Here is a 19,311-nt window from a genome sequence, read left to right as displayed (position 1 = left end):
TTTGTAATTGGCAGGTCACCTTGCCGATAAAAGGCCGGCATTACCTTGGCGACACTTGGCGCAACTTTCCGAAAGTTGCCGCCGATTCATACGTGGAAGCCGCCCGCGGTTTCCGTCCGAGGTCGTTTCCCGAGGTGTGCCGTGTCCTACCGTCGTGCCCTGTTCCGGCGGCCGGCTGCGGACTTGTGTCCGTGGCCGGCGCCCCTGTCGCTGTTCCTGCTGCTGTTCGGCCTGCTGGGCGGGCCAGTCGAGGCCCGCACCCTGGGCTTCGACGAGGCCCTGCGCAGCGCGCTGGGCGCCAACCCCGAGCTGGCCGCCGTGGCCCGTGGCCCGGGCATCGCCGAGGGCGAGCGGCGCCAGGCGGCGTTGCTGCCGAACCCGAGCCTGTCCTGGGAGACGGAAGACACCCGCCGCGACCGTTCCACCACCACCCTCTCCCTGACCCAGCCCCTGGAGCTGGGCGGCAAGCGCGGCGCGCGGGTGGCCGTGGCCGAGCGTGGCGAGGCGATCGCCGAAATGGAGCTGGAAGTGCGCCGCAACACGCTGCGCGCCGAGGTGCTCGAGGCCTTCCAGGCCGCCCAGCAGGCCCAGGAGCGCCTGCGCCTGGGCGAGGAATCGGTGTCGCTTGGCCAGCGCGGCCTGCGCGCTGCCGAGGCGCGGGTGCGCGCCGGCAAGTCGGCGCCGCTGGAGGCGACGCGGGCACAGGTGCAACTGGCCGAGGTGGAGCTGGACCTGCAGCGCGCCCGCATCGGCCGCGACCAGGCCTACCGCGTGCTGGCCGGGCTCATGGGGCAGGCCGAAGCGGGGTTCGCCGAGGTGGCTGGCAACGCCGATCTGCCGGCGCCGCCCCAGGCCGCGCAGCTGCTGCGGCGCCTGGACGAGGCCGCCGAGCTGCGCCTGGCGCTGCTGCAGGTCGACCAGCGCGAGGCCGCCGTGCAACTGGCGCGGGCCGAGCGCGTGCCCAACCTCGACGTCAGCCTGGGCAGCCAGTACGACCACGAGGCCCGCGAGCGGGTGAACCTGGTCGGGCTGTCCCTGCCGCTGCCGTTGTTCGACCGCAACCAGGGCCGCCTGCTGGCCGAGGCGCGCCGCGCCGACCAGGCCCGCGACCTGCGCAACGCCACCGAGCTGCGCCTGCGCCGCGAGACGCAGCAGGCCCTGGACCTGTGGGGCACTGCGCAGCACGAGGCGCGGACCCTGCGCGACACCCTGCTGCCGGCCGCGCGCCAGGCCCTGGACAGCGCCACCCGCGGTTTCGAGATGGGCAAGTTCGGCTTCCTGGAAGTGCTCGACGCCCAGCGCACCCTGCTCGCCGCGCGCGACCAGTACCTGCAGGCGCTGGCCCGCCTCGCCGAGGCCCGCGGGCGCACCGAGCGCATCTTCGGCGACCTGGCTCCGCGCTGATGGCCGGGCGCTCCCTGTGCGTCCGGCTGTCGCCGGTGTTGCTGGCGGCGGTAGCGCTGGCCACCGGCGGCCCCCTTCCCTGCCAGGCCCACGGCTTCGCCGCCGGGCACTGGTGCATCCATGACCTGTTCCGCGCCCTGGGCGCGCTGTCGAGCCTGATCGGCGCCTGAGGCGCGGGGCCATCCGGGAGAGTCCATGAAGTCGAGAGAAACGAAGATCGCCGCCGCCGTGCTGTTCCTGCTGGCGCTGGGTGGCGCCGCCACGCTGTTGCCGGGCGGTGTCGCCCAGGCGCCCGAAGGGCACGGCGAAGCGGGCGCCCACGCCGACGGCGAACACCATGGCGAGGCCGCCAGCGGGGCGCATGCCGATGCCGAAGGCCACGGCGACGACGAGCACCACGCCGGGGCCGGCGAGCATGGCGAGGAAGAAGACGCCGGCCTGCGCCTGAGCGACGAGCAGCTGCATGCGGCCGGCGTGGCGCTGGAGCCTGCCGCGCCGGCGGCGTTGTCCGCGCGCCTGACGCTGCCCGGCGAGATCGCCTTCGACGCCGACCGCACCGCGCACCTGGTGCCGCGGGTGGCCGGGGTGGTGCAGCAGGTGGCGGCCGAGCTGGGCCAGGCGGTGAAGCGCGGCGAGCTGCTGGCGGTGATCGCCAGCCCGCAGCTGTCCGACCTGCGCAGCGAACTGGCGGCGGCGCAGCGGCGCCTCGAGCTGGCGCGGGTGACCGATGAGCGCGAGCGCCAGCTGTGGCGGGAAAAGGTCTCCGCCGAGCAGGACTACCTGCAGGCGCGCCAGGCCCGCCAGGAAGCCGAGATCGCCCTGGCCAACGCCCGGCAGAAGCTCGGCGCCTTGGGCGGCACCGGCGGCGACCGCTACGAACTGCGCGCGCCCTTCGACGGCGTGGTGGTGGAGAAGCACCTGGTGCTGGGCGAGGTGGTCGATGCCAGCAGCGCCGTCTTCACCCTCTCCGACCTGTCGCGGGTCTGGGCCACCTTCGCCGTGGCGCCGCGCGACCTGGCCTGGGTGCAGCTGGGCAAGGCGGCGCAGGTCGAGGCGGTGGACCTGGGCATGCGCGCCGAGGGCCGTGTCGCCCAGGTCGGCAGCCTGCTGGGCGAGCAGTCGCGCATGGCCAGCGCCCGGGTGGTGGTGGCGAACCCCGGCGGCGCCTGGCGGCCGGGCCTGCCGGTGCAGGTGACGCTGGCCGCCGCGCCGCGGGCGGCGGCGGTCAGCGTGGCGGAGGCGGCCGTGCAGCGCCTGGAGGAACGGGACGTGGTGTTCGTCCGCCGCGACGGCGCCTTCGTCGCCCAGCCGGTGCGCCTGGGCGCCCGCGGCCAGGGCCGGGTGGAGGTGCTGCAGGGCCTGGCGGCCGGCGAGCAGGTCGCCGCCGCCGGCAGCTTCGTCCTCAAGTCGGAGCTGGGCAAGGCCAGCGCCGAGCACGCCCACTGACCGCCGGAGCCCCCATGTTCGAACGCATCCTCCGTTTCGCCATCGAGCAGCGCTACCTGGTGCTGCTCGCCGTGCTGGGAATGGCCGCCCTGGGCGTGGCCAGCTACCAGAAGCTGCCGATCGACGCGGTGCCCGACATCACCAACGTCCAGGTGCAGGTCAACACCGCCGCCCCCGGCTACTCGCCGCTGGAGACCGAGCAGCGCATCACCTACCCCATCGAGACCGCCATGGCCGGCCTGCCGGGCCTGCAGCAGACGCGCTCGATCTCGCGCTCGGGGCTGTCGCAGGTGACGGCGATCTTCGCCGACGGCACCGACATCTACTTCGCCCGGCAACTGGTCAACGAGCGCCTGCAGCAGGCCCGCGAGCAGCTGCCCGAAGGCGCCGAGGCGGCGCTGGGGCCGATTTCCACCGGCCTGGGCGAGATCTTCCTGTGGACCATCGAGGCCGCCGAGGACGCCCGCAAGGAGGACGGCACCCCCTACACCCCCACCGACCTGCGGGTGATCCAGGACTGGATCGTCAAGCCGCAACTGCGCAACGTGCCCGGCGTGGCCGAGATCAACACCATCGGCGGCCAGGCCCGGCAGTACCAGGTGGCCCCCGACCTGCAGCGCCTGGCCGCGCACCGCCTGACCCTGGCCGACCTGCTGGCGGCCCTGGAGCGCAACAACGGCAACGTCGGCGCCGGCTACATCGAGCGCAACGGCGAGCAACTGCTGGTGCGCGCGCCGGGGCAGCTGGCCGGGCTGGAGGACATCGGCAACGTGCTGGTGGCCAACCTGGACGGCACGCCGATCCGCGTGCGCGACCTGGCGCAGGTGCAGATCGGCCGCGAACTGCGCAGCGGCGCGGCCACCGAGAACGGCCGCGAGGTGGTGCTGGGCACGGTGTTCATGCTGATCGGCGAGAACAGCCGCAGCGTCGCCCGCGCCGTGGCCGAGCGCCTGGAGCAGGTCAACCGCAGCCTGCCGGCGGGCGTGCGCGCGGTGCCGGTGTACGACCGCACGCAACTGGTGGACAAGGCCATCGCCACGGTGAAGAAGAACCTGCTGGAGGGCGCGGTGCTGGTCATCGCCGTGCTCTTCCTGTTCCTCGGCAACCTCCGCGCGGCGCTGATCACCGCCATGGTCATCCCGCTGGCCATGCTGTTCACCTTCAGCGGCATGTTCGCCAACCGCGTCAGCGCCAACCTGATGAGCCTGGGCGCGCTGGACTTCGGCATCATCGTCGACGGCGCCGTGGTCATCGTCGAGAACGCCATCCGCCGCCTGGCCCACTCCCAGCAGCACCACGGCCGCCTGCTGACGCGCAGCGAGCGCCTGCACGAGGTGTTCGCCGCGTCGAAGGAGGCACGCCGCGCGCTGATCTTCGGCCAGTTGATCATCATGGTGGTGTACCTGCCGATCTTCGCCCTCACCGGCGTCGAGGGGAAAATGTTCCACCCCATGGCCTTCACCGTGGTCATCGCGCTGTTCGGCGCCATGCTGCTGTCGGTGACCTTCGTGCCGGCGGCCATCGCGATCTTCGTCAGCGGCCGGGTGCAGGAGCGGGAGAACTGGCTGATGCGCGGCGCCCGCCGCGGCTACGAGCCGGTGCTGGGCTGGGTGATGGGCCACCGCGCGCGGGTGTTCGCCGGCGCCGCGCTGCTGGTGCTGGGCGCCGGCCTGCTGGCCACGCGCATGGGCAGCGAGTTCGTGCCCAGCCTCAGCGAGGGCGACTTCGCCCTGCAGGCGCTGCGCGTGCCGGGCACCAGCCTGACGCAGTCGGTGGCGCTGCAGGCGCGCCTGGAGCGCCACATCCTCGCCCGGGTGCCGGAGGTGCAGCGGGTGTTCGCCCGCACCGGCACCGCCGAGATCGCCTCCGACCCCATGCCGCCGAACATCTCCGACAGCTACCTGATGCTGCGCCCGCAGCAGGACTGGCCGGACCCGCGCAAGCCGCGCGCGCAGCTGGTGGCGGAGATCCAGCGCGCCGCCGCCGAGGTGCCGGGGAGCAACTACGAGCTGTCGCAGCCGATCCAGCTGCGCTTCAACGAGCTGATCTCCGGGGTACGCAGCGACGTGGCGGTGAAGGTCTTCGGCGACGACATGGCGGTGCTCGAGCAGACCGCCGGGAAGATCGCCGAGGCCCTGCGCCAGGTGCCCGGCGCCTCCGAGGTGAAGGTGGAGCAGACCGGCGGTCTGCCGGTGCTGACCCTCGACATCGACCGCGAGCGGGCGGCGCGCTACGGCCTGGCCGTCGGCGACGTGCAGGACTTCGTGGCCATCGCCGTGGGCGGGCGCCAGGCCGGCACGCTGTTCGAGGGCGACCGCCGCTTCGACCTGCTGGTGCGCCTGCCCGAGGCGCAGCGCAGCGACGTCGACGGCCTGCCGCGGCTGCTGTTGCCGTTGCCGGCCGGTGCCGACGGGCGCATCGCCTTCATCCCCCTCGGCCAGGTGGCGCGGCTGCAGCTGCTGCAGGGGCCGAACCAGGTCAGCCGGGAGAACGGCAAGCGCCTGGTGGTGGTCAGCGCCAACGTGCGCGGCCGCGACATCGGCTCCTTCGTCGCCGAGGCCGAACAGCGCCTGGCCGGCGAAGTGCAGGTGCCGGCCGGCTACTGGACCGCCTGGGGCGGCCAGTTCGAGCAGTTGCAGTCGGCGGCCGAGCGCCTGCGGGTGGTGGTGCCGGTGGCGCTGCTGCTGGTCTTCGTGCTGCTGTTCATGATGTTCGGCAACGTCCGCGACGGCCTGCTGGTGTTCACCGGCATCCCCTTCGCCCTCACCGGCGGGGTGGCAGCGCTGTGGCTGCGCGACATCCCGCTGTCGATCTCCGCCGGGGTGGGCTTCATCGCCCTGTCCGGGGTGGCGGTGCTCAACGGCCTGGTGATGCTCGCCTTCATCCGCAACCTGCGCGAGGAAGGCCGCGGCCTCGACGCGGCCATCCGCGAGGGCGCCCTGACGCGCCTGCGCCCGGTGCTGATGACGGCCCTGGTGGCCTCCCTGGGCTTCGTGCCCATGGCCCTGGCCACCGGCACCGGCGCCGAGGTGCAAAGGCCGCTGGCCACGGTGGTGATCGGCGGCATCCTCTCCTCCACCGCGCTCACCCTGCTGGTGCTGCCGGCCCTGTACCGCTGGGCCCACCGCCGCGACGAGGCGGCCTGAGCCCGGCCGAAAAAAAGGCGCCCGCGTTGGGCGCCTCAGGGGCCGTCTCTCACCAAAGGAGCTTTCGCTGCCGAGACGACCGTCAGTTCACACGAGTGGGGGCTGACGGGGGTTATTGGAACCTGTCGTCGGTAACAGGATGCTGAGGTGGGGATGACGATTTTGATAGGGAGAGGTTGGGCTTTTGTGTAGGAGCGAGCTTGCTCGCGAACAGCGTTTCCAGGCGGCCTCGGTATTTTGGTTTGACTCCGCTCCCTCTCCCCAGCCCTCTCCCTGAAGGGAGAGGGGGCTAGTCCGTGCCGAGAGGAGGAGTGGTGTCAGCCGGAAACCTTCGGAGTTGCCGGCTAACTCTTATACATCCGCATCTGCCCAACGGCCCTCTCTCCCTGAAGGGAGAGGGGGCTGGTCCGTGCCGAGAGGAGGAATGGTTTCAGCCGGAAACCAACGGTGCTGCCCGGCTAACGCCGAAATACCCGAGCACTCCGAACGGTCCCCTCTCCCTTCAGGGAGAGGGTTAGGGAGAGGGCGTTCTTCAGGCCAGGCACCGAAATCCCGGCAGACCACCATTCGCGAGCAAGCTCGCTCCTACGAAAAGCCAAACCACCCCCGCAAACGAAAAAAGGCCCCCGCAGGGGCCTTCTCCACAACCGAACCTCAAAGCACCCGCAGCGGGTACTCGACGATCAGCCGCACCTCGTCCAGGTCCGACTCGAAGGCCGTGGCCCGCGTCGTCGCCTGGCGCAGGCGGAAGGACAGGTCCTTCAGGCTGCCGTCCTGCACCACGTACTTCGCCTCGATGTCGCGCTCCCAGCGCTTCTGGTCGGTCAGCGGGTCGCCGTTTTCGTCGCGGCGCATGTACACCGCGTTGGCGTGGCTGTAGTCGGCGTCGCTGCCGCGGGCGTAGCGGGTCATGAAGCTCAGGCCGGGCACGCCGTAGGCCTGCATGTCGAGGTCGTAGCGGAGCATCCAGGAGCGCTCCCTGGGCGAGTTGAAGTCGGTGTACTGGATGGAGTTGTCCAGGTAGATCGAGTCCGACTGGCGCAGGTAGTCGAAGTCGTTGCTGCCGTTGTTGCGCTGGTGGCTCAGGGCCAGGGTGTGGGCGCCGAAGCGTACGCCGAGCTTGCCGCTCCAGATATTGGTATTGAATTCGCCCAGCAGCTCGCGGCCGCCGTCGTCCACCGACTTGTAGTAGGTGAAGCCGCCGAACAGGTCGAGGCCGTCGGCCAGCGGGTAGGTCGCCGAGGTGGCCGCGTAGTACTGCTTCCAGGCGTCCTTCAGGCGGCTGCCGTAGAGGCTCACGCTGACCTTGTCGGTGAGCGCGTAGTCGCCGCCCAGGTAGGCGATCCAGGGGGCGTCCACGGGGCCGGCGTAGAAGGTCGAGAAGCCTTCGCTCATCTTGCGCTCGTTGGGCTGGCTCATCGAATGCAGGCGCCCGGCCTGCAGGTCCAGGCCCTCGAGGCTGGCGTTGTTCAGGGTCACGCCGCGGAAGGTCTCGGGCAGCAGGCGCGAGTCGCCGTAGTGCACCACCGGGGTCTGCGGGAACACGTCGCCGGCCCGCAGCTCGGTGTCGAACAGGCGCAACCTGGCGGCGCCGCCGGCCTTGGCGTATTCGTTCTGCGTGCGGCCGCGGGCGTCCACCGGCAGCACGTCGAAGGAGCTGTGCCCGCCGTTGCGGCCGTCGCCGCTGTCCAGCTGGATGCCGAGCATGGCGAAGGCGTCGACGCCGAAACCCACCGTGCCCTGGGTGTAGCCGGACTGGTAGCGGCCCACCAGGCCCTGGGCCCAGGCCTCGGAATAGCCGTTGCCCTTGGGGCTGGCCTGGCCGTGGCGGTCGTCGCGGTTGAAGTAGAAGTTGCGGTTGAGGATGTCCAGGCGGCTGCCTTCGAGGAAGCCTTCGGCGCTTTCCTCGGCGCCGGCCAGGGGGCTGGCCAGCCCGGCGGCGAGCAGGGAAAGGGCCAGGGGAATGTTCCGCTGTGTCATCGATCGCTCCATGGTGTGCAGGCGGCTGCGCGGGGCGCGCCGCGTTGTCGTTGTGCGCCCGCGGCGGCGGGGCCGCGCGCGGGCAGGCTCCATCCTGATGACGGCGGAATGACCCGGAGATGAGGCGGACATGACAATTCCGTCAGCCGGGCGGCGGCGGACGGGCACGGGGCGACGACGGGGAGGTGGGGGCGGGGGGACCATTATCCCCCCGGTGCCTGCGCGTCCGGGGGTGTGGACGGGGCACCGAGGCTTTGCGGCAGGAGCCGCCCTGCGAGGGGAAGGTAATCGACCTTGTCTTGTGGACAAGGTCGGACCCTGCGGCCCACCGAGGGGTACCTGACAAGTAGTCCCGGCAGGCACGCGTGGGTGGCGAAACGATAGAAGCTGGCCTTGTGCCGGTCAATCGGAAATGCCGAACGGGCGTTCGATATTCGCCCTTTCAATGGCCGGGCCGCCGGCCATGGACGGGATTCATCGTTAGCTGGCTATCGGCAGGGGGCTATACTCCTGTAACAGATTGTGTCGGCAGGCTGCGGCCCGCCACACCTCGTCCGGCGGACAGGGAGGCCCGCCGTACAACGCCAATAACAGCTTCATCGACGAGAGAGCCCGCATGAACGCACCCATACCGCATTACTCTGCCGAAGAACGTACCCGACGCATCTTCGCCATCGTCGGCGCCTCCTCCGGCAACCTGGTGGAGTGGTTCGACTTCTACGTCTACGCCTTCACCGCCATCTACTTCGCCCATGCCTTCTTCCCCTCGGACAACCCCACCGTGCAGCTGCTCAACAGCGCCGGGGTGTTCGCCGCCGGCTTCCTGATGCGCCCGATCGGCGGCTGGATGTTCGGCCGCATCGCCGACAAGAAGGGGCGCAAGACGGCGATGATGATCTCGGTGCTGATGATGTGCGGCGGCTCCCTGGCCATCGCGGCGATGCCCACCTACGAGACCGTCGGCGTGCTGGCGCCGGCCGGCCTGCTGCTGGCGCGGCTGTTCCAGGGCCTGTCGGTGGGCGGCGAGTACGGCACCAGCGCCACCTACATGAGCGAGGTGGCGCTCAAGGGCCAGCGCGGCTTCTTCGCCTCCTTCCAGTACGTCACCCTGATCGGCGGCCAGCTGCTGGCGGTGCTGGTGGTGGTGATCCTGCAGCAGCTGCTGAGCAACGACGAGCTGCGCGCCTGGGGCTGGCGGATTCCCTTCGTGGTCGGCGCCATCACCGCGGTGATCGCCTTCTACCTGCGCCGCTCGCTCAGCGAGACGGCCAAGGACGAGAACCTGCACCGCAAGGAGTCCGGCACCCTCACCGAGCTGTTCGCCCACCACAAGCGCGCCTTCTTCACGGTGCTCGGCTTCACCGCCGGCGGCTCGCTGATCTTCTACACCTTCACCACCTACATGCAGAAATACCTGGTCAACACCGTGGGCATGGACGCCAAGGTGGCCAGCGGCGTGATGACCTTCGCGCTGTTCCTCTACATGTGCATGCAGCCGCTGTTCGGCGCCCTCTCCGACCGCATCGGGCGCAAGACCTCGATGCTCTGGTTCGGCGTGCTGGGCATGCTCTGCACCTGGCCGATCCTCTCCGCGCTCAAGACCACCACCAGCCCCTACCTGGCCTTCGTGCTGATCATCGTGGCCATGGCCATCGTCAGCCTGTACACCTCCATCAGCGGGCTTATCAAGGCGGAGATGTTCCCGCCGGAAATCCGCGCCCTGGGCGTGGGCCTGTCCTACGCGGTGGGCAACGCCATCTTCGGCGGCTCGGCGGAGTACGTGGCCCTGGGCCTGAAGAACCTGGGCGTGGAATCGTACTTCTACATCTACGTCTCGGTGATGTGCGGCGTGGCGCTGGTGGTCTGCCTGCTGCTGCCGGACCTGCGCAAGGTCAGCTACCTCAACGACGAGGACTGACCGCCCCCGGCCGGTGGAGGCTCAGTCCTCCACCTTGCCGCGCAGGCGGCTGTTGGGCAGCGCCAGGGCGATCAGCAGCGCCAGCACGCCGACGCCGGCATTGACCAGGAACAGCCGGCGGAACACCTCGTCCAGCAGCAGGCGGCGGTCCTCGTGGCCGGGGCCGGCGAGGCTGGCGAGCAGTTCGTTGGCGGAGATGCCGTGGCCGAAGCCCTCCCCGGCCGCCAGCGGCTGCAGCATGGCCAGGAGGATCGCCGACATCAGGGCGACGCCCACCGCGCCGCCCAGGGAGCGGAACAGCGTGGTGTTGCTGGTGGCGACCCCCAGGTGGCGATGCTCCACGGCGCTCTGCGCGGCCACCAGGCTGGTGGGGAACTGGGTGCCGGCGGCGGTGCCGCACAGCAGCATGAACAGCCCCGACAGCCAGAAGCTGGAGGGTGTGGTCAGGGCCAGGCCGGCCACCGCGCAGGGCAGCAGCAGCGCACCGGCGACTATCTGCGGCTTGTAGCGGCCCAGCACGGTGGTCAGGCGGCCGCAGCAGTAGGCGCCGATGGGCACGCCCATGGCCAGCGGCAGCATGTGCAGCGCGGCGCTGTCGGCGCCGGCGCCGGTCACTGACTGGAAGCGCAGCGGCACCAGCACCGACAGCGAGATGATCTGGAAGCTGGCGAAGAAGCCGACCATCCAGCTCAGCGTCGCCGCGCGGATGGCGAACAGCTGCATGGGCACCAGCGGCTCGGCGGCGCGGCGCTCCTGCAGGACGAACAGCACCAGCAGCGCCAGGGCCGCGGCGAACAGGCCGAGCAGCCTGGCATCGCGCCAGTCGGCGCCCTGGCCGACGTCGGTGATGGCCAGCAGCAGGCTGCCCAGGCCCGCGATCATCAGCGCGGTGCCCAGGTAGTCGATGCGCGGCCGCCGGCCCGGCACCGGCAGGCCGACCAGGGTGCGCCGCGACACCGCGAAGGCCACCAGGCCCACCGGCAGGTTGATCAGGAACACCCAGCGCCAGGACAGGTACTCGGTGAGCAGGCCGCCCAGCACCGGGCCGGCGATGCTGGCCACCGCGTACATGCTGCTGAAGTAGCCCTGGTAGCGGCCGCGTTCGCGCGGCGGGACTATGTCGCCGATGATCGCCTGGCTCACCGACATCAGCCCGCCGGCGCCCACGCCCTGCAACACCCGCGCCAGCACCAGCTGCTCCATGCTCTGCGCCAGGCCGCAGAGCAGCGAGGCGAAGGTGAACAGCGCGGTGGCGAAAAGCATCAGCCGGCGGCGCCCGTAGAGGTCGCCGAGCTTGCCGTAGATGGGCATGGAAATGGTCATGGCGACCATGTAGCCGGAGATCACCCAGGCCAGCAGGTCGAAGTTGGCGAAACCGGCGGAGATGGCGGGCAGCGAGACGGCGACTATGGTCTGGTCGAGCGCGCCGAGGAAGATCGCCAGCATCAGCCCGATGAGGATGGTGCGCACCGGCGGACGCGGCTGGCTGAAGGTATTCAAGAACCCCCCTTGGGCGTAAGGAAAATTCGTTGGGACGGGTTGGATGCTTAGCAGTCTAACGGATTGTGCCTGTGGCGCGCTGTCGCACTTTTGCAATCCGGGAAAGGCTCTATCTCGATATGGACAAGCTGACTGTCAGAAATCTCCTGCTACGCTTTTGCAGCGCTTCGTTCGCACCTGCCGCCGGATCCATCGATAGACGAAGGGCGGGAATCCTCATAGGGGAAGGCTATGGGAGTCCTGTTCTATAGTTTTTCTGTTCGTGACCAGGAGGAATGCATGAAAGCCAACCTGCCCTCTGAGTTGTTGTCCCTGCAGTTGCCGCTGCGCATCCGCATCGGCGAGGCCCAGGCCTTCGACCTCGGCCCGGATCCGCAGGTGACGCTGATCGTCCGCGATCCCACGCTGCTGACCGAGATCACCCACCCCAGCCTGGACGCCCTCGGCCGCGCCTACGTCGAGAAGCGCATGGACATCGAGGGGCCGATCGGCGACGTGATCGCCATGGGCGATGCCCTGAGCGAGGCCCTGGGCGCCGACGACGGCCCCACCGACTTCATCCGCGAGAGCCACGACAAGCGCACCGACGCCGAGGCCATCCACTACCACTACGACCTCTCCAACGACTTCTACCGGCTGTGGCTGGACCCGCAGATGGTCTACTCCTGCGCCTACTACGAGACCGGCACCGAGGACCTGGCCACGGCCCAGTTGGCCAAGCTGCGCCACCTGTGCCGCAAGCTGCGCCTGAAGCCCGGCGAGCGCCTGCTCGACGTCGGCTGCGGCTGGGGCGGCCTGGCCCGCCTGGCGGCGCGGGAGTTCGGCGCCCAGGTGCACGGCATCACCCTCAGCGAGGAGCAGCTCAAGCTCGGCCGCGAGCGGGTGAAGGCCGAGGGCCTGGAAGGCAAGGTGACGCTGGAGCTGCTGGACTACCGCGACCTGCCGCGCGATGGCCGCTTCGACAAGGTGGTCAGCGTGGGCATGTTCGAGCACGTCGGCCACGCCAACCTGGGCATCTACTTCCAGCAGTTGTACGACGCGGTGCGCCCCGGCGGCCTGGTGATGAACCACGGCATCACCGCCAAGCACACCGACGGCCGCCCGGTGGGCCGCGGCGCCGGCGACTTCATCGACCGCTACGTGTTCCCCCACGGCGAGCTGCCGCACCTGTCCCTGGCGGTGGCGCGCATGAGCGAGGCGGGCCTGGAGGTGGTCGACGTCGAGGGCCTGCGCCTGCACTACGCGCGCACCCTGGACTTCTGGAGCGCCAACCTGGAAGCGAAGCTGGCGGAGGCGGCCAGGCTGGTCCCCGAACAGGCCCTGCGCATCTGGCGCCTGTACCTGGCCGGCTGCGCCTACGGCTTCAAGAAGGGCTGGATCAACCTGCACCAGATCCTCGCCAGCAAGCCCCACGCGGACGGCAGCCACGAGGTGCCGTGGAGCCGGGGGGATATCTACGCCTGAGGCGCGGCCAGATCGCGCTCCGGTGCCACCTGTAGGAGCGGGCCCTGCCCGCGATTCGCGCGCAGGGCGCGCTCCTACATGGGCATGGTGCCGGGGCCACTCGTAGGAGCAACTGTCTTGCGGCCCGCGCCGAAATGCTCTTCGTAGGAGCGAGCTTGCTCGCGAATAAACCCTGCTGCGGAGTCCGTTCGCGAGCAAGCTCGCTCCTACAGGTTGCCGGAAGGCGTGGCATTTCCCCGTAGGAGCGGACTCTGTCCGCGATGTTGTCTGCCGGGAGGATTGGTGCGTGCCTTGAAGAGCGCCCTCTCCCTAACCCTCTCCCTGAAGGGAGAGGGGACCGTTCGGTGTGCGCTGATGTTTCGGCGTTAGCCGGCTTGTACCGAGCACCCGGCTAACACCAGATCCTTTCTCGGCACGGACAAGCCCCCTCTCCCTTCAGGGCGGGGCGCGCAGCCGAGGGTTGGGGAGAGGGAGCTGAGTCACCCCAAAGCACTACTGCATCCAGCACGCTCCGTTCTCAAGCAACCTCGCTTCCTCTGCGGCACAATATGCCCCTCCAGCCCCGCCCGGATGCCCTCCCGTGCCCACCCTCCAGGAACTCCCCCTCACCCAAGCCCCCTGGCCCCTGCTCCTGCTCGCCGACCCCAGCCGCGAACAGATCGAACGCTACCTCCCGCAATCCCGCCTGCTGGCGCTGGTCGAGGGCGAGGCAGTCCGCGGCGTGCTGGCGCTGACGCCGGTGAGCTGGGGCGTGCTGGAGGTCACCAACCTGGCGGTGGACGAGGCCTGGCAGGGCCGTGGGCTGGGCAAGCGGCTGCTGGCCGCGGCCATCGAGGCGGCGCGGGCGGCCGGGGCGCTGCGGCTGGATATCGCCACTGGCAATTCCAGCCTGGCGCAGCTGGGGCTCTACCAGCGCATGGGCTTTCGCATCTGCGCGGTGGAGCCCGACTACTTCAGCCTCAACTACCCCGAGCCCATCGTCGAGAACGGCATCCCCTGCCGCGATCGCCTGCGCCTGAGCCTGGTGCTCTAGTCGCCCAGCGCCTGGTACAGGGTATCGACGTTGCTGCGGTACAGGCCCAGGTAGGTGCTGGCCGGGCCTTCGCTGGCCAGGGCGTCGGAATGCAGGGTGCCGCCGATCTTCGCGCCGCTTTCCTCGGCGATCTGCCGCATCAGCCGCGGGTCCTTGATGTTCTCCACGAAGACCGCACGGATGTGCTGCTCGCGGATCTGCCGGATCAGCTCGGCGACTTCCGTGGCCGAGGCCTCGCGCTCGGTGGACAGGCCCTGGGGCGCCAGCAGCTTCAGGCCGTAGGCCTGGCCGAGGTAGCCGAAGGCGTCGTGGGAGGTGACCAGGGTGCGGCGGTCGGCGGGCAGCTTGCCGAGCTTGTCCTTGGCGTAGGCCAGCAGTGCGTGGGCCTGCTCCAGGTAGGCCTTGGCGTTGCGCTGGTAGTCGGCGGCGTTGGTCGGGTCGATCTGCGCCAGGGCCCTGGCGATGTTGCCGACGTAGAGGTCGGCGTTGGCCAGGTTGTTCCAGGCGTGCGGGTCGGGGATGGTCCGGCCGTCCTCCTCCAGGCTGCGCGGGATCACCCCGTGGCTGGCCTGGATGACCCTGGCGCCGGTCTCGGTGCTCTTCACCAGGCGGTCGAGCCAGGGCTCGAAGCCCAGGCCGTTCTCCACCACCAGCTGCGCCTGGCGCACGGCGCGGGCGTCGTCCGGGGTGGTCTCGTAGGTGTGGGCGTCGCTGTCGGGGCCGACCAGGTTGTTCAGCTGGATGTGCTCGCCGCCGACCGCGCGGGTCATGTCGGCGAGGATGCTGAAGCTGGTCACCACCCTCGGCTTTTCGGCGGCGGGCAGCGACAGGGGCAGGCAGAACGCGAGCAGGAGCAGCAGGACACGCATGGTGGTTTTCCTCGAAGGGGACGTCATTGCGGGATGGGCAGCAGGCCGCGGCGCAACAGGCCGTGCACCGGGCCGAACAGCACGGAGAACAGGTAGAACAGGCCGGCGAGCAGGACGATGGCCGGCCCGCTGGGCAGCGACCAGGCGTAGGACGCCGCCAGGCCCAGCCACACCGCGAGCGCGCCGAAGCCCGCGGCCAGCGCCAGCAGCGCCGGCAGGCGGCGGCTCCAGAAGCGCGCGGCGGCGGCCGGCAGCATCATCAGGCCGACCATCATCAATGCGCCCAGGGCCTGGAAGCCGATCACCAGGTTGAGCACCACCAGGCCCAGGAACAGCCCGTGGGCGAAGGGTCCGAGGCGGCTGACGCTGCGCAGGAACAGCGGGTCGAGGCTGTCCAGCAGCAGGCTGCGGTAGATCAGCGCGAGCACGCCGAGGCTGAGCACGGCCACGCCGAGCATGCCCAGCAGGGTCGTGCGGTCCACCGCCAGGGCCGAGCCGAATAGCAGCTCCAGCAGGTTCAGGCGCTTGCCGGCCAGGCCCAGCAGGAGCACGCCGCTGGCCAGGGAGATGGGGTAGACCGCGGCCAGGCTGGCGTCCTCGCGCAGGCCGGTGTGGCGCGTCACCCAGGCGGCCAGGCCGGCCACCGCCAGGCCGGCGCCGAGGCCGCCGAGGGTCAGCGCCGGCAGCGACAGCCCGGCCAGCCAGAAGCCGATGGCGGCGCCGGGGAGGATGCCGTGGGCGATGGCGTCGCCGATCAGGCTCATGCGCCGCAGGATGAGGAATACGCCCAGCGGCGCGGCGCTCAGCGCCAGGACCACGCCGCCGAGCAGCGCGCGGCGCATGAAGGCGAATTCGACGAAGGGCTGCCAGAGCGCGTGCAGGGCCATCATGCCACCCGCGCCAGGCCGCCCGGGCCCAGGAGGTCGCGGCAGCGGCCGTGGCGGCAGCCCTCGGCGGCCACGCGCAGGCAGTCGGGCACGCGCTCGCGCACCAGCGCCAGGTCGTGGCAGACCAGCAGCAGGGTGCGGCCCTCGCGGTGCCAGGCCTGGATGCGTTGCCAGAGCAGCGCCTGGCCGGCTTCGTCGAGGCAGGCGTCGGGCTCGTCGAGCAGCAGCAGCGGGCTGTCCAGCAGCCCCAGGCGGGCCAGCAGGGCGCGTTGCAACTGGCCGCCGGAGAGCGCCGCCAGCGGGCGTTGCTCCAGGCCTTCCAGCTGCCACTCGGCCAGCGCCCGGCGCAGCTGTTCGCGGCGCGCGGCGCTGGGCAGGCGGCTGTTCCAGAAACCGGCGCCGACCAGCTCGCCGAGGCTGATGGGGAACTGCCGGTCGAGGGCCTGCTGCTGCACCAGGTAGCCGATTTCCCGCGGCCGCAATTCCACCCGCACGCGCCCGGCCAGGGGCTTCTGCAGGCCGGCGATGACCTTCAGCAGGCTGCTCTTGCCGCAGCCGTTGGCGCCGACCACGGCGGTCAGGCTGCCGGCGGCCAGGTCGAGGTTCAGCGGCGGCGTCAGCGGCAGGCGCGGCGGGCCCCACTGCAGGGCCTGGCAATGGATCATGGGGCCTCCCGGCGCCACTGGCTGCGGGCCACGGCGTCATGGGCGTGGAGGCTTTCGGCATGCACCACGGTCAGCTCGAAGGCGTCCAGTTCGTCGCGTTGCGCCAGGGCGCGGTGCAGGCGGCGGGCGGCGTCCTCGCAGAACATCAGGTTCTGCCCGTTGGCCAGGGCGAAGGCCTGCTCGTCGGCGCGCTTCACCGCGGTCTGCACGGCAGTGCCCAGGGCGGCCTCGGCGCAGTCGAGCAGCTCGCGCAGCGGCAGGCCCGGCAGCTCTTCGCGCAGGTGCAGGCGCAGGTCGGCGAAGCTGCGCTGGCTGTGGGGCGTGGCGACTATGCCGGCGCTGCTGCCGAGCCAGGTGTGGACTTCCCCGTGGCTCGGTTCGCAGCCGGCGAAGTCCGCGGCGAAGCGCTGCTGGATCAGCTGGCGGGCCAGGGCCGCCGAGCAGGGGCAGGTGGAGGAATAGGCCAGGCGCAGGCGCAGCTCCAGGCGCAGGCCCTGGTCGTCCAGGCGCGCGTGGACCTCGCAGGGGTACTGCTTCCAACCGCTGAGCGGGCTGACCAGCGCCGGGCGTTCGAGCAGGGCGTCGAAGGCCAGGCGCAGGCTGGCGCGGCGCGACAGGCCGGCGTGGCTGGCGAGGAAGTCGTCGAGGACTTCGCGCAGCAGCCGCGGGCCCAGCTCGGCCTGCTCCAGGCGAGCCAGGGCCAGGTACAGGCGCGACATGTGGATACCGCGGGCGGCGGCGTCGTCCAGGCTGACGCCGGCGTCGGCCAGCGCGCCCAGGCGTTCGCCGTGCAGGCGCAGCGGCAGGGCGATGCCCTGCATGCCGACCCAGTCGAGGGCGAGGGTGTCGGACGCGGCCTGGCTGGCGACGTCCGGGAGGAAGGCGGTCATGGGGAATGGCTGGTGCTCGTAAATGTTATAATATAACGTATTGCTTCCTCCTCCTTCCTGCAAGCGCCATGAATCGACGCCGCCTGCTGCAAAGCCTGCTCGCCAGCGCCGCCTGGCTCCCCGCCCTGGACCTGCTCGCCGGCCCGCGCCTGCTGGGCGCCCGCAGCGAGCCCAGCGGCGACGGCCTGCGCCTGGTGCTGGACCTCGACGGTCCGTTCCGCTACCGCACCTTCAACCTTTCCGCGCCGGAACGCCTTGTGGTGGACCTGGAAGGCGCCGGCCTCGGCGCGCCCCTGGCCTCCCCTGCACCGTCCGGCCCGCTGCGCGGCCTGCGCAGCGGGCGCCTGGCCGACGGCGGCACGCGCCTGGTGCTGGACCTGGCCGAGCCGGTGCGGCTGCAGGCCTTCGCCCTGGCGCCCGAGGCTGGCAAAGGCCATCGCCTGGTGCTCGACCTGCATCCGGCGCGGGCGCCGGCTGCGGCGCCCGCGGTGGCCGTGGCGAAAGCCAGCGGCAAGGGCCGCGACATCCTCGTGGTGGTGGACGCCGGCCACGGCGGCAAGGACCCCGGCGCGCTGGGCTCGCGCGGCGAGCGGGAGAAGGACGTGGCCTTGCTGATCGCGCAGAACCTGGCCCGGCGCATCGACCGGCAACCCGGCTTCCGGGCGCGCCTGGTGCGCAACGTCGACGTGTTCATCCCTTTGCGCCAGCGCGTGGAAGTGGCGCGGCGCTACAACGCCGACATGTTCGTCTCGGTGCACGCCGACGCCGCGCCCCGCCGCACGGCTTCCGGCGCCTCGGTGTTCGCCCTCTCCGAGCACGGCGCCACCTCGACCCTGGCGCGCTTCATGGCCCAGCGCGAGAACGGCGCCGACCTGATTGGCGCCAGCGGCAACCTGCCCCTGCAGGACAAGGACCCGGCGCTGGCCAAGGTGATCCTCGACATGTCGCTGAACGCCACCATCGCCTCCAGCCTGGACCTGGGCCACAGCGTGCTGCGCAGCCTGGGCGGTATCACCCGGCTGCACCAGGAACGCGTCGACCAGGCCGGCTTCGCCGTGCTCAAGTCGCCGGACATCCCCTCGATCCTGGTGGAGACCGGCTTCATCTCCAACGACGCCGACTGCCGACGCCTGCACGACGCACGGCACCAACAGGCCCTGGCCGGGGCGATCTTCGATGGCCTGCACGGTTATTTCCGCCAGCGCCCGCCGGCGGGGAGCCTGTTGGCGGCGTTGCGGGAGCAGGGGAAGGCGTAGGGCGTATAACCGTTCGCGGTTATACGCCGCTACACCCAGCTCATGTCCGGCGCCGCGGTCGAGCCCGGAGTGGCCCGAAACAGGCGCTCCGTGGCCGAACCCGAAGCGCGCCTGGGATCGAGGTCAATCGGCGGATAACGCCGTAGGCGTTATGCGCCCTACGCCTGGCCCACCCTTGGCGTAGGGCGTATAACCGTTCGCGGTTATACGCCGCTACACCCAGCTCATGCCCGGCGTCGCGGTCGAGCTCGGAGTGCCCCGAAACAGGTGCTCCGTGGCCGAACCCGAAGCGCGCCTGGGATCGAGGTCAAACGGCGGATAACGCCGTAGGCGTTATGCGCCCTACCGCACCCGCTGGCTGCACCCGCTGACCCGCCCGCAGGTCAGCTTCGCCTGGCCGCCGCCGGAGCTGCTGAGGCGGCTGACGTGGGTCCAGCCGATGCCGCGGCTGGAGCCCACCCACACCTGGCCGTCGCTGCTCACGCCGCTGAAGAAGGTCAGGCGCCCGTAGCGCGTGCCGGTCTGCGCCCAGCGCTGGCCGCTGGCGGCGTCGAAGCCGCGCAGGTAGGTGTCGTGGCCCAGGGTGGCGACGCTGTAGTGGCTGCCGTCGCGGTCCATGCAGGCCAGCACGTTGGCCAGCCAGGCGCAGGCCGCCGGCGGCAGGCCGGGGAACGGCAGCGGCGGCTCGCCCGCGGCCTGCGCCAGGGGCGCCAGGAGCAGCAGGCAGAGCGTCAGGGCGGCGGCTTTCATCGGGACCTCGGGGCGGGCTTGGCGGGCCTCCATGGTACGCCGTCGGATTGTCGAAACTGAAATGTTATATTATAACAATTCGATCCCATCCTTCCGGAGGCCG

15 protein-coding genes are annotated in these 19,311 nt (G+C 70.8%); 8 read left to right on the top strand and 7 right to left on the bottom strand.

What is annotated here, in order from left to right; genetic code table 11:
• The first annotated feature begins 141 nt into the window (after positions 1-141).
• The 4 genes from VV867_RS01750 to VV867_RS01735 are packed head-to-tail and all read left to right on the top strand — an operon-like array spanning position 142 to position 5,996.
• A complete protein-coding gene (locus VV867_RS01750) occupies positions 142-1,404 on the top strand; it encodes a TolC family protein (protein WP_328565486.1) in 1,263 nt (420 codons plus the stop codon).
• Positions 1,404-1,574: a hypothetical protein gene (locus tag VV867_RS01745; protein ID WP_328565485.1), complete on the top strand. Its 171-nt coding sequence runs from the start codon at positions 1,404-1,406 to the stop codon at positions 1,572-1,574. Before VV867_RS01750 ends, VV867_RS01745 begins: the two co-directional genes overlap by 1 nt.
• A gap of 25 nt (positions 1,575-1,599) precedes the next feature.
• On the top strand, positions 1,600-2,850 hold the full coding sequence (locus VV867_RS01740; protein WP_328565484.1) for an efflux RND transporter periplasmic adaptor subunit: 1,251 nt from the start codon (positions 1,600-1,602) through the stop codon (positions 2,848-2,850).
• 14 nt (positions 2,851-2,864) lie between these two features.
• On the top strand, positions 2,865-5,996 hold the full coding sequence (locus VV867_RS01735) for a CusA/CzcA family heavy metal efflux RND transporter (protein WP_328565483.1): 3,132 nt from the start codon (positions 2,865-2,867) through the stop codon (positions 5,994-5,996).
• Between the two features lie 654 nt (positions 5,997-6,650).
• On the opposite strand, the gene VV867_RS01730 is transcribed toward VV867_RS01735, so the two are convergent.
• Entirely contained in the window at positions 6,651-7,976 is a 1,326-nt protein-coding gene (locus tag VV867_RS01730; RefSeq protein WP_109934446.1) for an OprD family porin, read from the bottom strand.
• Positions 7,977-8,592: 616 nt separating this feature from the next.
• On the opposite strand from VV867_RS01730, the gene VV867_RS01725 reads away from it, so the two are divergent.
• Positions 8,593-9,894, top strand: a complete 1,302-nt coding sequence (locus VV867_RS01725; protein ID WP_109933187.1) for an MFS family transporter — start codon at positions 8,593-8,595, stop codon at positions 9,892-9,894.
• 21 nt (positions 9,895-9,915) lie between these two features.
• Here the strand turns inward: VV867_RS01725 and VV867_RS01720 are convergent, their stop codons facing one another.
• On the bottom strand, positions 9,916-11,394 hold the full coding sequence (locus VV867_RS01720; protein WP_328565482.1) for an MDR family MFS transporter: 1,479 nt from the start codon (positions 11,392-11,394) through the stop codon (positions 9,916-9,918).
• Positions 11,395-11,673: 279 nt separating this feature from the next.
• Here VV867_RS01720 and cfaB point away from each other — a divergent pair, with 279 nt between their 5' ends.
• Positions 11,674-12,858: a C17 cyclopropane fatty acid synthase CfaB gene (gene cfaB, locus VV867_RS01715; RefSeq protein ID WP_328565481.1), complete on the top strand. Its 1,185-nt coding sequence runs from the start codon at positions 11,674-11,676 to the stop codon at positions 12,856-12,858.
• A 580-nt stretch (positions 12,859-13,438) separates the two neighbouring features.
• Positions 13,439-13,891 (top strand): GNAT family N-acetyltransferase, encoded by a 453-nt coding sequence (locus VV867_RS01710; RefSeq protein ID WP_328565480.1) that lies wholly within the window; start codon positions 13,439-13,441, stop codon positions 13,889-13,891.
• Here the strand turns inward: VV867_RS01710 and VV867_RS01705 are convergent.
• The 4 genes from VV867_RS01705 to folE2 are packed head-to-tail and all read right to left on the bottom strand — an operon-like array spanning position 13,888 to position 17,202.
• The gene (locus VV867_RS01705; RefSeq protein ID WP_328565479.1) at positions 13,888-14,760 is read right to left on the bottom strand and encodes a metal ABC transporter substrate-binding protein; all 873 of its coding nucleotides are present in this window, start codon (positions 14,758-14,760) and stop codon (positions 13,888-13,890) included. The genes VV867_RS01710 and VV867_RS01705 overlap by 4 nt on opposite strands.
• Positions 14,761-14,783: 23 nt before the next feature.
• Positions 14,784-15,650, bottom strand: coding sequence for a metal ABC transporter permease (locus VV867_RS01700; protein WP_109934385.1), 867 nt, complete (start codon positions 15,648-15,650; stop codon positions 14,784-14,786).
• Positions 15,647-16,312 (bottom strand): metal ABC transporter ATP-binding protein, encoded by a 666-nt coding sequence (locus VV867_RS01695; protein WP_275628092.1) that lies wholly within the window; start codon positions 16,310-16,312, stop codon positions 15,647-15,649. The genes VV867_RS01700 and VV867_RS01695 overlap by 4 nt, the downstream gene beginning before the upstream one ends.
• Positions 16,309-17,202, bottom strand: a complete 894-nt coding sequence (gene folE2 / locus VV867_RS01690; RefSeq protein WP_328565478.1) for a GTP cyclohydrolase FolE2 — start codon at positions 17,200-17,202, stop codon at positions 16,309-16,311. Before folE2 ends, VV867_RS01695 begins: the two co-directional genes overlap by 4 nt.
• Positions 17,203-17,270: 68 nt before the next feature.
• On the opposite strand from folE2, the gene VV867_RS01685 reads away from it, so the two are divergent.
• Positions 17,271-18,458, top strand: a complete 1,188-nt coding sequence (locus tag VV867_RS01685) for an N-acetylmuramoyl-L-alanine amidase (RefSeq protein WP_328565477.1) — start codon at positions 17,271-17,273, stop codon at positions 18,456-18,458.
• Positions 18,459-18,800: 342 nt separating this feature from the next.
• On the opposite strand, the gene VV867_RS01680 is transcribed toward VV867_RS01685, so the two are convergent.
• Entirely contained in the window at positions 18,801-19,208 is a 408-nt protein-coding gene (locus VV867_RS01680) for a hypothetical protein (RefSeq protein WP_328565476.1), read from the bottom strand.
• Between the last annotated feature and the right edge of the window lie 103 nt (positions 19,209-19,311).

The organism is Pseudomonas sp. JH-2, assembly GCF_036231725.1.
Classification (GTDB): domain Bacteria; phylum Pseudomonadota; class Gammaproteobacteria; order Pseudomonadales; family Pseudomonadaceae; genus Pseudomonas; species Pseudomonas delhiensis.
The sequence above is the reverse complement of the archived record's forward strand: the minus strand, read 5'-3'. Positions and strand labels throughout refer to the sequence as shown.

Coding starts and splice junctions, on each gene's coding strand:
- VV867_RS01745 (WP_328565485.1), top strand. CDS start 1,404: ATGGCCGGGCGCTCCCTGTGCGTCCGGCTGTCGCCGGTGTTGCTGGCG.
- VV867_RS01740 (WP_328565484.1), top strand. CDS start 1,600: ATGAAGTCGAGAGAAACGAAGATCGCCGCCGCCGTGCTGTTCCTGCTG.
- VV867_RS01735 (WP_328565483.1), top strand. CDS start 2,865: ATGTTCGAACGCATCCTCCGTTTCGCCATCGAGCAGCGCTACCTGGTG.
- VV867_RS01730 (WP_109934446.1), bottom strand. CDS start 7,976: ATGACACAGCGGAACATTCCCCTGGCCCTTTCCCTGCTCGCCGCCGGG.
- VV867_RS01725 (WP_109933187.1), top strand. CDS start 8,593: ATGAACGCACCCATACCGCATTACTCTGCCGAAGAACGTACCCGACGC.
- cfaB (WP_328565481.1), top strand. CDS start 11,674: ATGAAAGCCAACCTGCCCTCTGAGTTGTTGTCCCTGCAGTTGCCGCTG.
- VV867_RS01705 (WP_328565479.1), bottom strand. CDS start 14,760: ATGCGTGTCCTGCTGCTCCTGCTCGCGTTCTGCCTGCCCCTGTCGCTG.
- VV867_RS01700 (WP_109934385.1), bottom strand. CDS start 15,650: ATGATGGCCCTGCACGCGCTCTGGCAGCCCTTCGTCGAATTCGCCTTC.
- VV867_RS01695 (WP_275628092.1), bottom strand. CDS start 16,312: ATGATCCATTGCCAGGCCCTGCAGTGGGGCCCGCCGCGCCTGCCGCTG.
- folE2 (WP_328565478.1), bottom strand. CDS start 17,202: ATGACCGCCTTCCTCCCGGACGTCGCCAGCCAGGCCGCGTCCGACACC.
- VV867_RS01685 (WP_328565477.1), top strand. CDS start 17,271: ATGAATCGACGCCGCCTGCTGCAAAGCCTGCTCGCCAGCGCCGCCTGG.
- VV867_RS01680 (WP_328565476.1), bottom strand. CDS start 19,208: ATGAAAGCCGCCGCCCTGACGCTCTGCCTGCTGCTCCTGGCGCCCCTG.